Genomic DNA, 12,442 nt, shown 5'->3' on the forward strand with positions numbered 1-12,442 from the left:
CCAGGAAGTCGAATGTGGCGGTTTCCCGGGGCGGGAGTGGGGCGATGACCAGAGGACTCATGGTTCGGGCATTGCCCGCGCTTGTCGTGGTGGTCATGGCTGTGGTGGGGCCGTGGGTGGCGCCGCGGGAGGTGGATGCCACCGTCGGAATCCCGTTCGCCGGACCGCATTCGGGGGCGCCGCTGGGCGGGGATCGGCTTGGGCGGGACGTCTTCAGTCAGCTGCTGCACGGTGGGTGGGGGTTGATTCTGCTCGCGGCGGTGATCGCGGTGGTTGTGACCGGGCTGGCGGCGGTGCTGGGGTCGGTGGCCGCGCTGTGGCCGCGGCTCGGTGTGGTTATCGAGCGCGGGGCCGATCTGGCGATTCTGCTCCCGGCCGTGCTGGCGCTGTTGCTGGTGGTGGTGTCGTGGCCGCAGTCGGGCGCCTTCGGCGTGATGCTGGTGGCGATCGCCTTCGGAACCCCGTACTCCGCACGGGTTTTCGCGGCGGCGGCCACGGGTGTCGCGGCCACCGGTTACGTCGAGGCGGCTCGGCTCAGCGGGGAATCCCCGGCCTTTCTGATCACGCGGGAGATGCTGCCCAATATGCGCGAGCTGGTCTTCACCCAGCTCGGACTGCGCTTCGTGGAGGGTGTGTACATCGTGTCGACCGCGGCGTTCCTCGGGTTACCCGCCGATCTCGGGCAGTCGAACTGGGCGGTCATGGTGCGGGAGAACGCTTCCGGGATCCTGCTGAATCCGTGGGCGGTGGTGGCGCCGAGCCTCGCCATCGGCGTCGTGGCGGTCAGCGCGAACCTGTTGGCGGCCGCGCTGGGCCGACGGGAGGTGAGCCGGACATGATTGTGGTGGAAGACCTTTCGGTGACGGTGCCGGATGGCGCGACGCTACTCGAGCCGATCTCGCTGAAGGTGCCGGAGGGCGGCATCACGGCGCTGCGCGGGCCGTCCGGCTGCGGCAAATCGACGTTGATGAAGGCGCTGCTCGGCCAGGTCCCGGCGGGGACCACGGCGGCGGGCACGGTGCAGGTGGGCGGCCGGGACGTGCTGGCCCTGGACCCCACCGCGCTGCGGCGATTCCGGCGGGAGCAGATCGCCTTCGTGGGCCAGGACCCCGGCGTGACCCTGAACCCGACCATGCGCGTGCGGTCGCTGCTCGGCGAATTGGCCGACCACACACGGTCGTTGGAGGCGCTGTCCGCGGTCGAATTGCCGGAGTCGTACCTGCGGCGCCGCGCCGCCGAACTGTCCGGCGGCGAGCAGCGACGCATCGCCCTGGCCCGCGCGCTCGCCCGCCGCACCCCGGTGCTGGTGCTGGACGAGCCGCTGGCGGGCCTGCACGGCCGGTTGCGCACGGCGGTGGTGCGGCTGCTGCGCCGCCTCTCCGACGACCACGGCACCACGGTCGTGATCTCCGGCCACAACACCGCCGTCCTGCACGAACTCACCGAGCATCAGGTCATGGTCGGCGGAGAGCTGTTGCCCGGGGTCGAATCACGGTCGGTAGGCCACCATCCGCGCGGGGTGCGGGCCAACGGCGCTGCGGACCGCACTCGACATTCCGCGACAGACGGATCCGGTGGTAGGACGGCCGCAAGCTCGAACGGGGACTCGGAGCGCACGCGTGGTTCCGATGCGGATCTCACCGTGGCGGGCAGCGCCTCGTCGGAATCCGAGGTGGTGTCGCGCGCGGCCACGGCGGGTGCCGGTGCATCCCGTCGGCCGCGAGGCGGGGAAAGCGCTGCGGCCGTATCCGATCAGGAGCCGGACAGGGCGTCGCCGGGGACCGTGAGTGATCGGCCCGGTTCGAACGGGGTGCACGCAGACGACATGGTGCACGCAGGGGCCGGTGGCAACGGCGGTGTCGGACAGGTGCTTTCGATGTCGGGCGCCGATGTGTCCATCGGCCGCCGGCGGGTGCTCGCGAGTATCGACCTGAGATTGGCGCCGGGGGAGGCACTGGCGGTGGCCGGGCCCTCGGGAGCGGGTAAATCCACGCTCGCGCGGGCCGCGGTCGGGTTGCGGCGTCCGGTGGCGGGGTCGGTGCACGTCGACGGGCGGATCGCCCTGGTGCCGCAGGACAGTGCGGGCAGCCTGAATCCGCGCCGCACGGTGGCGCAGACCCTGTCCCGGCCGCTGCGGCGGCATCGCCGGGTGCCGGGATCCGCTATGGCGGAGTCGATCGCGGATCTGCTGCGCACTGTCGAGTTGAAACCCGAACTGGCGCGACGCTATCCGCACGAGCTGTCCGGGGGGCAGCGGCAGCGGGTGGCGCTGGCGCGCGCCCTGACCCTCGATCCGGCGGCGCTGGTCTGTGACGAGATCACCTCGGCGCTCGACCACGACACCGCCACGGCGATCATGACCCTGCTCGACCGGCTCCGCCGCGACCGCCATCTGGCCCTGCTGGTGATCACCCACGATATGGACGTGGTGGCGCGCTACTGCACCCACATGAGTGTCCTCGAGTCCGGACGCATCGTGGAGGCAGGCCCGGTTCCTGGCATCCTGGCGGCCCCCACACACGATGCGACCCTTGCGCTTCTCGGCTGACGGGATAGCAACGTCACGAAAGGCTGATGTCAGGCGAGGTCGACCTCGATGGTGCCGGTGGCCAGGAAGAAGGGTGCCGGTACCGGAGGTCGCTTGCGCGGACGTCGGGTCCTCGAAAGCAAGCGTGGGCACATAGGTTCCGCGGCCGAACCACTCCGGTGTGCCAGGCGCGGCCGTGTCGAGCAGACCGTCTGGGTGCGGACCAGCCGGACCGGCCCGAGCAGGGGGACCGTGCGGTCATCCACCACAGCCCCTGTTCCGGGAAGTCAGGGGTGCCATGCAGGTTGGAGCCCCGAGCGACCGCGTTGTCGAAAAATCCCTGCCGTCCTCGCTCTGCGTGTAACGCAACTCGTAGTCAGGCCGTTCGCCGGGGCCGATCTCGCGGGGAGTCGCCAGGTACCACATCCGGAAGCAGCCATCGGCGTACACCACCGAAGGTTCGAGGACGCTCCGCCTGCGCACGTCGCCGACGATGACGGGAGCGTCTCGTCGCACCCATTCGCTGCCCCGCCGCTCCAGCACACCGATCGCGTAGCGGCTGCCCGGACCGTAATGCTTCGAGTTCGCGCGACCGGCGTAGTAGATACGCTCCCCGCGACCCGACCCCGGCTGTCGGCGTCGATGTTCCATGTCCCGCTCGCCAGTTCGGCGCCGGGGGTGAGCGTCGCACGGTAGAGACGATTGCGAAAAGACGTCGCGAAACCACCAACGAACATCGTCCACTGGCCTTCGATGTGGTGGACATCGGGATCGCTCACACCAAGGAGGCCACGAGGCATCGGCCCGTCGACCATGTCCCAGAGCACACGGGCCTCGGACGCGCCTTGTGCCCGCCACAGATCGGAAAACGGTGGTGTCATGACAAGGACCTCCTGATCGAGATCCGCGCTGCCGCGCGGTGACTCCCCTGGGGATCAGGTAGGTCGTTGCCACGATGGTAGCTAGCAAAGTTGGTCTCGGCCAACGTTGCTGTGCCAGGCCAGGCTGGGCTTGCAGTGGATATCAGGTGTGCCGCCCGTCCGCGACCACAGGGACGGGTGGTCAGGCTCCGGGGTTGGTGAACTCGCCGTCACGGACGTCTGCGGTGAAGGCATCCCATTCACCCGGCGTGAAGACCAGGGCCGGGCCGGTCGGGTTTTTGGAGTCGCGGACGCCGACCATGCCCGCGTCGAGGTGGGCAACCTCCACACAATCACTACCGCCCGCGCTTCGGCTGGACTTGAACCATTTCGCGCCGGTCATGTCTACGTTCATTGCGCATACTCCTCGGCTCTGTGCCGTAGCAGGTGCTTGTTGTCGGGCGCTCCAACGTTACATGGTGGATCGCGTTGAACGCCTTGCGATTTCGAGAATGCCACCCAGCGCTTGCGATGGCGGCTGGTCGTCAGGCTTCGGGCCTGGTGAATTCGCCGTCACGTACGCCTGTGGTGAAGGCGTCCCACTCGCCAGGAGTGAAGACCAGGGCCGGGCCGGTTGGGTTCTTGGAGTCGCGAACGCCGACCATGCCCGCGTCGAGGTGGGCGACCTCCACACACTCCTTGCCGCCCGCGCTTCGGCTGCTCTTGAACCACTTTGCGCCGGTTAGATCGATGCTCACTGCGCATACTCCTTAGCTACCCGCCTCAGCAGGTGTTTGCTATCTGCTATGTCCAACGCTACCCGTTGGATCGCGTCGAACGCTCTACGATAATCGCGGACGCTCTTGGTTCGCTCAAGGTACAGGTCTCCCGTATAGCTCTCGACGTAGACCACGGGCGGCTCATGCGGGTAGCCCCTACTGTCCACTCCGAAGTCCAGGAGAATGAAAGGGCCGGTCGCGATGCCCAGCGGGAAGCCCGCTGAGTTGGGCAGAATCCGAACCCGCACGTTCGCGGGCATATCGGCAAGATGCCGGAGCTGCTTCGACATGACTTCCGGGCTGCCGACGACACGGTATAGAACTCCTTCGTCCATCACCAGATCGACCGACAGGGGAGACCTCTTCCGCATGATGAGGTGCTGTCGTTCACGTCGGACCCGAACGCGCCGTTCGAGTTCGGGGATGGTGTCATCCGGGAAGTAGCGCGCATCGAGCGCTTTGGCGTAATCGGGTGTCTGGAACAAGCCGGGGATTATGTCCGGGCGGTAGATCCGCAGTTCTTCGGCTGCCGCTTCGAGACTCATGTACAGGTTGAAGTTGTCCGGGATGATGTCGCCGTACTGGTGCCACCAGTTGGGCACCTGCCCCTGTGCCGCAAGGGCTTTCAGCGCGGACAGCATGTCGCGCTGTTCGTACAGTTCACACAGGGCCGCGAGATGGTCGTCGTGGACCACCGATGCCCCGCCGGTTTCCAGGCGCTGCAGGGTGCCGTCGCCGACGCCGATCGCCTTGGCCGCGTTGCGGATCGACAGGCCGTAGGCCTGCCGCATATCACGCAGGTAGCGGCCCAATTGCCGTCGCGGTATACCGATCGCCAGCTTCGTATTCGCCGGGCCGCCCTTGGTCTCGCTCATGTGTGGTTCCTCCGTCGGTCGTGGATCACGCAGAGTGCTGGTGGTGGATCACGGGTACCGAAGGCTGTGGATCACAGAGCGGACGTCTCCTGGATCATTCGCTGGGAGAATGCGAAGATCCCCGTGGATTACTTATCGAATCATCCAGAAGCGCTCAGCCTGTGCTTCGATCCCCGTTGTGTACCCGGCTGCGGTCGACGTTCTCTCCGGTTCGGCGCTGCGAGTTGGCTACACCTTACACCCGGCATCGGAGACCAGGGGGTCAATCGATGAACAATGCACATGGCGCGCTGCCGCAACGCGACCCGGCCAGTTGGATGATTCTTTTTGGTTCGTCCATTCCGCTGGTTGCCGGACTGCGGCTCCCGAAAGTAGACGAGATCACGGGGGAGCTTCTGTCGAGAACGCTGACCGGCTTGCGGGCGTGGGATCCCGAGGAGGAGTCGTGAGCTGGGCGGAGGTATTCCGAGGTCCGGCGGCGATCAGCTACCTGGACAAGGACGTGTCCGGACCGCGGCAGGCGGCCGACGAGGAACGACTACGTTCGCATGCGAAACGTCTGGGATACAACCTGGTGAAGACGATTGCGTTCGGCAGCCGGACCGACCGGCCGATGCGGCGGCTGATCAATGTGGTCGAACATCTGGGGATCGAGACCGTCTTCGTTCCCAACCTGCATCATCTCGACGGCTCCGAAATTCCCCGGGAATTGCACGAGTTGGCGACTGTCATCACGGTTGATCCGGAAAGTACGTATAAGCGAAGGCGGCGAAGGGTGGTGTCGTGATGTCCGGAAAATATCCGTGGAGGTCGGTTCGGATGAATAACGGTCCGGTAGCCTCGAGTAATCCAAGGCTTTTCGCGCGATGGGCCATCGTGACCACAGGTGGCGCCTGCGGTAGTCATGACGGCCCGTGCCCGAATGGAGTATGGGGGCCGTACCACAGCCTCGGCGATGCGGAGTCGGCGGCGAGGTTCGTGACGGCGGTACACAATCCGCACGTGGTGCCGTATTGGTCGCGGGGCAATGGGGTCGAGGCCGGGCCATTATGAATGACGGGGGTGCGCGGTCGGCCGTTTACACTCGACGGGTGTCGGGAGCAGCTACCTCATCGGCGCCGACCGGTGGTCGGCAGGCGCGCTGGCGGCCGCACAACGACGCCCGGCGGATGCGCCTGGTCGAGGCGGCGATCGAGCTGCTGGAGGAGAACCCGCCGGGTTCGGGCCTCTCGGCGCAGCACATCGCGGTGCGGGCCGGATTGGCGAAATCCGTTCTGTACCGGCAGTTTTCCGGCTTGGAAGAGCTGGAACGCCGGGTCCGGACCACGATCGCCGAGCGGTTCACCGATGCGCTGGACGCCGCGCTGAATATCGGCGACGGGTCGATCGGGGAGATTCTGGCCCGCGCCGTCGCGGTGGTCGTGGACTGGATCGGCGACCACCCGCGCCAGCACGAGTTCCTCCGCACCGGTCCCGCCGCGGACGGGCCCGAGGACCGGGATGCGCTGAGCGGCTTGATGATCAGCATCACCGCCCGCGCGAAGGGGCTGGTGTCCGGGCTGGCCGGTGTCGTCGGCGTCGCCGATCCGCCGGTCGTGGACACCATGACCTTCGCCATCGTCTCCATGACCGAGGCGACCGTGACACGGTGGGCGCACGAGCCGGATTCGGCGCTGAGCCGAGTCGAGCTGATCTCCGAGGTCGCGGGCTACGCGTGGAGCATTCTGGACGGGGTGTCCCGCGCTCACGGTCTCGTGTTGGACCGGGATCAGCCGCTGCTGCAGTTGATCGAGGCCTTGGCGGCCGCTCAGGACAGATAGTTTGTCAGGCTGCTCGGCGTACAGGCTCGCTGCGGTAGCGGGAGGTGGGGCCGTCGATATTCAGTGCGCGCCATAGCATTCGGGCCGGCGCGGGGAGTAGGCCGAGGTCGTCGGCTAGTTTGCGTACGTCGTCGAAGTAGCTCGAGAGGATGCGCCGGGAGGCGGGGGCCCGCCAGAACGCCTCCTTGACGACCTCGCGCGGAATGTCGAACCGGCGGCCGAACGAGCGCGGCGGGGCCATGATCTCCCCGGCCAGCCACCGCATCGCCAGTGGGAAGGCCAGCGCGCACACCGCCTTTCCGGGCACGCCCATCTTCTCCAGGTGGGCGGTCAGGTACTCGTGCGCGAAGGAGATGTGCCGCGCCTCCTCGGCGACGTGAATCTGCATGGTGCGCAACACCATCGGCGGCATATTGGCCTCGGCGCGGATGACCGCCTTCTGATAGCGGTCGATGGGCTCCTCGCCGCCGAGGATGCCGATGAACAGGATGACGTGGAAATAGCCGCCCGCCACCCCGATCAGCGGCGACAGCAGCTTGAACGCGGGCCGCATCCCCGGCACGTCCACGCCGATCCGGTTCACCAGCTCCTGGAACATCTGGATGTGGTTGCACTCTTCGGTCATCTCGTGCAGGCAGTACCGGAACTCCGGGGAGCCGTTCGGCAGCTTCATGATGTACTGCATCATCCCGCGGATCAGGATGCTCTCGAACGCCGCTCCGACCTTGACGACGTTGGCGATTCGCCACTTGCCGATCTCGATCTGCTGCTCCAGCGGCAACTCCCGATACCACCGGGTGGCCCCGAGCGGATCGATCTCCGGGTCGAGCACCCACCGCGGATCGTCCGGGTCGATCGCGAGTTCCGGACTGTCCCAATCGATATCGAGATACGGGTCGAAATGCCGGTGTACCGAGCCCTCGGACAGGGTCGCCAGCGCCTCGCGGTACTCGGGACGGAACGGGTCGGTGTGCATGGTGTCGGACAACGTCATCGGTGCCTCCTGAACTCGGGCTCACTATCGAGAATACGTGGGACTCCGAGTCTCACACAACTGTGTTCTTGCGCGGATCTGGATGATGGAGGGGTGCGTCCGAGAAAAACCGGTGCTAGCGCCGTATCCAAGATTCGCGCCGGTGTGCTGGCGGTCGTGGCGGCGGCCGTCGTGCTGTCCGGATGCGGTGTGGGGGAGGACCTGCCGCCGATACCCGAGGGCATCCCGCCGGGCGCGGGCACGCCCGTCCCCGCGATCGATCTCGACGCGCCCGGCCGCACCGCCGTGCAGTTGCGCGGCTGGGCCGAGGAGCAGTCCGACGCCCTCGGCATTCCGGTGGTGGCGCTGGAGGCGTACGGGTACGCCGCGGCCATCATGGCGCGCTCGCGCCCGGACTGCGGCGTCGCCTGGACCACCCTCGCCGGAATCGCGCGGGTCGAGAGCAAGCACGGCAGTCACGGCGGGTCGCGCGTCGATGCGGACGGCCAGGTGAGCCCGCCGATCCGCGGCGTACCGCTGGACGGATCCCCGGGCATACAGCGGATCGTCGACGAGGCCGCGACCTCGAACCCCGCCGAGCCGGTCTACGTGCGCGCGATGGGCCCATTCCAGTTCCTCCCCGAGACCTGGCAGCGCTGGGGCGCGGACGCGAACGGCGACGGCACGGCGGATCCGGACAATATCGACGACGCGGCCCTCACCGCCGCCCGCTACCTGTGTGCCAGCGGCGGAAATCTGACCTCCGCCGAGGGCTGGCAGCAGGCGCTGTTCATCTACAACCACTCCACCGCGTACATGCACAAGGTCCGCAACCACGCCGCCGCCTACAGCGTCGGCCGCAGGGTCTGAGTACACGCGCGCAAGTGGCCGGAATGCGGAAGCCCTCCCTACGTTAGGCTCGCGTAAGCACGGGTTCGCCGTGCGACCTGCTCATGGACGGCGGTGGGCGGGACCGAGTCAGCAGCCGAAGGAGTGTCGTTTTCGTGGCCATCATCGAACAGGTCGGAGCGCGCGAGATCCTGGATTCGCGCGGCAACCCCACCGTCGAGGTCGAGATCGCTCTCGACGACGGCACCCTGACCAGGGCTGCCGTGCCGTCGGGCGCCTCCACCGGCGAGCACGAGGCCGTGGAGCTGCGCGACGGCGGTGAGCGCTACGGCGGCAAGGGCGTGCGCAAGGCCGTGGAGGGTGTCCTCGACGAGATCGCACCGGCCGTGATCGGCCTGGACGCGGTCGAGCAGCGCACCGTCGACCAGGTCCTGCTGGATCTGGACGGCACCCCCGACAAGTCCCGCCTGGGCGCGAACGCGCTGCTGGGCGTGTCGCTGGCGGTGGCCCGCGCGGCCGCCGAATCGTCGGGCCTGGAACTGTTCCGCTACCTCGGCGGCCCGAACGCGCACGTGCTGCCGGTGCCGATGATGAACATCCTCAACGGCGGCGCGCACGCGGATACCAGCGTCGACGTGCAGGAGTTCATGATCGCCCCGATCGGCGCGCCCACCTTCCGGGAGGCGCTGCGCTGGGGTGCGGAGGTCTACCACGCGCTGAAGGGCGAACTGAAGAGCAAGGGCCTCAACACCGGCCTGGGCGACGAGGGCGGCTTCGCCCCCGATCTGCCGGGCGGCACCCGCGAGGCCTTGGACCTGATCGTCGCCTCCATCCAGAAGGCGGGCTACAAGGTCGGCACCGATGTGGCGCTGGCGCTGGACGTCGCGGCCACCGAGTTCTACACCGCCGGTAGCGGTTACAAGTTCGAGGGCAGCGTCCGCTCGGCCGAGGAGATGACCGAGTTCTACGGCGAGCTGCTGGCCGCCTACCCGCTGGTCTCGATCGAGGACCCGCTGGCCGAGGACGACTGGGACGGCTGGGTCGCGCTCACCGACCAGATCGGCGACAAGGTGCAGCTGGTCGGCGACGACCTATTCGTCACCAATCCGGAGCGCCTCGAGGACGGCATCGAGAAGGGCGCCGCGAACGCGCTGCTGGTCAAGGTCAACCAGATCGGCACGCTCACCGAGACGCTGGACGCGGTGGAGCTGGCGCACCGCAACGGCTACAAGTCGATGATGAGCCACCGGTCCGGCGAGACCGAGGACACCACCATCGCCGACCTGGCGGTGGCCGTCGGCAGCGGCCAGATCAAGACGGGCGCCCCGGCCCGCAGCGAGCGCGTCGCCAAGTACAACCAGCTGCTGCGCATCGAGGACGCGCTGGGTGATTCGGCTCGCTACGCCGGGGACGTCGCGTTCCCCCGCTTTGAGTTCGCGGGATAGTACCGTCGGAGCTGGCGTGTTGCGGCGCCCGCGTTCCGCGGGCGCCGCCACGAATTCAGCCGACTTTCGAGGTGTGAGATGACAGAGCGACGCGGGGCCGGTCCGGCAGGACGCGGGGACCGCCGCTCGTCGCGGGCCGCCGGGTCGCGCACGCGGAAACCGGCCGCGGGTTCGGCAGCCACGGCGCGCACGGCCGCGGGTAAGCGCGCGGCGCAGCGTCGCGTGAGCAAGACGGAATCCCGTGCGGCCGCGCGCGATAAGCACGAACGCAAGATCCTGGGCCTGTCCACCGGCCGCGCGGTGATCCTGGCCGCCGTGCTGTGCGCGCTGGCGCTGACCCTGGCCGTGCCGATGCGGACGTATTTCAGCCAGCGCAGCGAATCCGCGCAGCTCGCGCAGGAGCGCACGGAGCTGGAGAGCGATCTGGCCCGGCTGCGCGATCGCCGGGCGCAGCAGCAGGACCCCGCCTACATCAGGTCCGAGGCGCGCGATCGGCTGCGGCTGGTCATGCCCGGCGAGACCGCCTACATCGTGCAGGTGCCCGGTATCGAGCAGCCCGCCGTGCCCGCGCAGCCGACCCGCGAGCGCCGCCCGGACCCCTGGTACACCGAGCTGTTCCGCAGCATGTCCAATCCGCAGCCGGCGGCGGCCGCGCCGGAGTCCGATCCGGCCGTGCCGAATCCCGATGGTGCGGCCCCGCCGCCCCAGCACCCCGAAGGAGCGCCCCGGTGACCGAGCCAGCCTCTGACGCCGATCTGGAGATCGTCGCCCGGCAGTTGGGTCGTCCGCCGCGCGGCGTGCTCGCCATCGCCTACCGCACCCCGGACGGCCAACCGGCGGTGGTGAAGACCGCGCCGCGGCTGCCCGACGGCACGCCGTTCCCGACGCTGTACTACCTGACCGATCCGCGGCTCACCGCGGAGGCGAGCAGGCAGGAGGCCGCCGGGCTGATGCGGGGGATGTCCGAGCGGCTGCGCACCGACGCCGAACTCGCCGCAGGGTACCGGGCCGCGCACGAGAGCTATCTGGCCGAGCGGAACGAAATCGAGTCGCTGGACACCGATTTCAGCGGTGGCGGCATGCCGGAACGAGTGAAATGCTTGCACGTGCTGATGGCACACGCGCTGGCGAAGGGGCCCGGCGTGAATCAGCTCGGCGACGAGGCGGTGGCCCTGGCCGCCGATAACGGTCTGCGCGGCACCGCTGTTCCGGCGGACTGGCCGAAATACGAGCAGTACCACCGTGATCCGGTGGGGAAGGACAGCGATGAGTGACCGGGTGGCCGCCGTCGATTGCGGTACGAATTCGATCCGGCTGCTGATCGCGGATGTCGGTGCGGACAAACAACTGTCCGATGTGCACCGGGAGATGCGGATCGTGCGCCTGGGCCAGGGCGTGGACGCCACCGGCGAACTGAACCCGGAGGCGATCGAACGCACCCGGGCCGCGCTGCACGACTACGTGGACCGGATGCTGGACGCGGGAGTGACCCGGGTGCGCATGGTCGCCACCTCCGCCACCCGTGACGCCCGCAATCGCGACGACTTCTTCGCCGCGGCCGCAGCGGAATTGGGCCGCGTGGCGCCGGGCGCCCAGGCCGAGGTGATCACCGGCGACGAGGAGGCCCGGCTGTCGTTCTCCGGCGCGGTCGGCGAATTGTCCAGTGCCGAAGGGCCGTTCGTCGTCGTCGATCTGGGCGGCGGTTCCACGGAGGTGGTGCTCGGCAACAGCCACGGTGTCGAGGCGGCCTACTCCGCCGACATCGGCTGCGTCCGGATCACCGAGCGGTGCCTGCACGGCAATCCGCCCACGCCCGAAGAGGTCGTCTCCGCACGGTTTTTCGCCGCCCAGCGGCTGGCGCAGGCATTCGGCGTGGTCCCGGCCGAGCGGGCGCACACCTGGGTCGGCGTGGCGGGCACCATGACCACGATCGCGGCGGTTGCGCTCGATTTGCCCGAATACGATTCGGAGCGTGTGCATCTCACCCGGCTGAGCCTGGCAGAGGTTCGGGCCGTGTGTCATCGGCTGGTCGAGATGGACCATGACGAACGCGCCGCGCTCGGGCCGATGCACCCGGGCCGGGTGGATGTGATCGGCGGCGGCGCGGTGATCACCGAGGTGTTAGCCGACGAGCTGGCGCGGCGCGCGGGCATCGGCGAGCTGATCGTCAGCGAGCACGACATCCTCGACGGCATCGCCATGTCCATCGCCTGACGATCCCGGCAGCGGCGGTTCGAATTGCGTTGCGGGCGTGGTGAAACCACGTCGGGTGCCGGTTCGCTTGATGGGCTCGGCGGCGCGAACGGCAGCGAAC

At 68.3% G+C, this 12,442-nt stretch carries 14 protein-coding genes; 10 read left to right on the plus strand and 4 right to left on the minus strand.

The features are described 5' to 3' along the window. Window positions 1-44 precede the first annotated feature (44 nt). Together ACYVLQ_RS04615 and ACYVLQ_RS04620 are read left to right on the plus strand one after the other, a co-directional pair. A complete protein-coding gene (locus tag ACYVLQ_RS04615) occupies window positions 45-839 on the plus strand; it encodes an ABC transporter permease (RefSeq protein ID WP_460696097.1) in 795 nt (264 codons plus the stop codon). Next, window positions 836-2,548, plus strand: a complete 1,713-nt coding sequence (locus ACYVLQ_RS04620) for an ABC transporter ATP-binding protein (protein WP_460696098.1) — start codon at window positions 836-838, stop codon at window positions 2,546-2,548. The genes ACYVLQ_RS04615 and ACYVLQ_RS04620 overlap by 4 nt, the downstream gene beginning before the upstream one ends. 1,041 nt (window positions 2,549-3,589) lie before the next feature. On the opposite strand, the gene ACYVLQ_RS04625 is transcribed toward ACYVLQ_RS04620, so the two are convergent. The 3 genes from ACYVLQ_RS04625 to ACYVLQ_RS04635 form a co-directional block, all read right to left on the minus strand. Then, window positions 3,590-3,802, minus strand: a complete 213-nt coding sequence (locus ACYVLQ_RS04625; protein ID WP_460696099.1) for a DUF397 domain-containing protein — start codon at window positions 3,800-3,802, stop codon at window positions 3,590-3,592. A 130-nt stretch (window positions 3,803-3,932) separates the two neighbouring features. After that, window positions 3,933-4,145, minus strand: a complete 213-nt coding sequence (locus tag ACYVLQ_RS04630) for a DUF397 domain-containing protein (RefSeq protein WP_460696100.1) — start codon at window positions 4,143-4,145, stop codon at window positions 3,933-3,935. After that, the gene (locus tag ACYVLQ_RS04635) at window positions 4,142-5,041 is read right to left on the minus strand and encodes a helix-turn-helix domain-containing protein (RefSeq protein WP_460696101.1); all 900 of its coding nucleotides are present in this window, start codon (window positions 5,039-5,041) and stop codon (window positions 4,142-4,144) included. The genes ACYVLQ_RS04630 and ACYVLQ_RS04635 overlap by 4 nt, the downstream gene beginning before the upstream one ends. Before the next feature lie 269 nt (window positions 5,042-5,310). On the opposite strand from ACYVLQ_RS04635, the gene ACYVLQ_RS04640 reads away from it, so the two are divergent. From ACYVLQ_RS04640 to ACYVLQ_RS04650, 3 genes are all read left to right on the plus strand, one after another. Next, window positions 5,311-5,490: a hypothetical protein gene (locus ACYVLQ_RS04640; protein WP_460696102.1), complete on the plus strand. Its 180-nt coding sequence runs from the start codon at window positions 5,311-5,313 to the stop codon at window positions 5,488-5,490. Next, a complete protein-coding gene (locus ACYVLQ_RS04645; protein ID WP_460696103.1) occupies window positions 5,487-5,828 on the plus strand; it encodes a hypothetical protein in 342 nt (113 codons plus the stop codon). The genes ACYVLQ_RS04640 and ACYVLQ_RS04645 overlap by 4 nt, the downstream gene beginning before the upstream one ends. A gap of 304 nt (window positions 5,829-6,132) precedes the next feature. Continuing rightward, window positions 6,133-6,861 (plus strand): TetR/AcrR family transcriptional regulator, encoded by a 729-nt coding sequence (locus ACYVLQ_RS04650; RefSeq protein ID WP_460696104.1) that lies wholly within the window; start codon window positions 6,133-6,135, stop codon window positions 6,859-6,861. Between the two features lie 4 nt (window positions 6,862-6,865). On the opposite strand, the gene ACYVLQ_RS04655 is transcribed toward ACYVLQ_RS04650, so the two are convergent. Further along, window positions 6,866-7,855 carry an AurF N-oxygenase family protein gene (locus tag ACYVLQ_RS04655; protein WP_460696105.1) on the minus strand — a complete coding sequence of 330 codons (990 nt, stop codon included), beginning with the start codon at window positions 7,853-7,855 and terminating at the stop codon, window positions 6,866-6,868. Window positions 7,856-7,948: 93 nt separating this feature from the next. On the opposite strand from ACYVLQ_RS04655, the gene ACYVLQ_RS04660 reads away from it, so the two are divergent. The 5 genes from ACYVLQ_RS04660 to ACYVLQ_RS04680 all read left to right on the plus strand — a co-directional run bounded on the left by ACYVLQ_RS04660 (window position 7,949) and on the right by ACYVLQ_RS04680 (window position 12,342). Further along, window positions 7,949-8,704: a lytic transglycosylase domain-containing protein gene (locus ACYVLQ_RS04660; RefSeq protein ID WP_460696106.1), complete on the plus strand. Its 756-nt coding sequence runs from the start codon at window positions 7,949-7,951 to the stop codon at window positions 8,702-8,704. Window positions 8,705-8,838: 134 nt separating this feature from the next. Next, window positions 8,839-10,128: a phosphopyruvate hydratase gene (eno, locus tag ACYVLQ_RS04665; protein WP_460696107.1), complete on the plus strand. Its 1,290-nt coding sequence runs from the start codon at window positions 8,839-8,841 to the stop codon at window positions 10,126-10,128. Between the two features lie 78 nt (window positions 10,129-10,206). After that, on the plus strand, window positions 10,207-10,860 hold the full coding sequence (locus ACYVLQ_RS04670; RefSeq protein WP_460696108.1) for an FtsB family cell division protein: 654 nt from the start codon (window positions 10,207-10,209) through the stop codon (window positions 10,858-10,860). Further along, entirely contained in the window at window positions 10,857-11,402 is a 546-nt protein-coding gene (locus ACYVLQ_RS04675; RefSeq protein ID WP_460696109.1) for a DUF501 domain-containing protein, read from the plus strand. The genes ACYVLQ_RS04670 and ACYVLQ_RS04675 overlap by 4 nt, the downstream gene beginning before the upstream one ends. Further along, window positions 11,395-12,342 carry a Ppx/GppA phosphatase family protein gene (locus tag ACYVLQ_RS04680; RefSeq protein WP_460696110.1) on the plus strand — a complete coding sequence of 316 codons (948 nt, stop codon included), beginning with the start codon at window positions 11,395-11,397 and terminating at the stop codon, window positions 12,340-12,342. Before ACYVLQ_RS04675 ends, ACYVLQ_RS04680 begins: the two co-directional genes overlap by 8 nt. The last annotated feature ends 100 nt before the right edge of the window (window positions 12,343-12,442 follow it).

Source organism: Nocardia thraciensis (assembly GCF_054782435.1).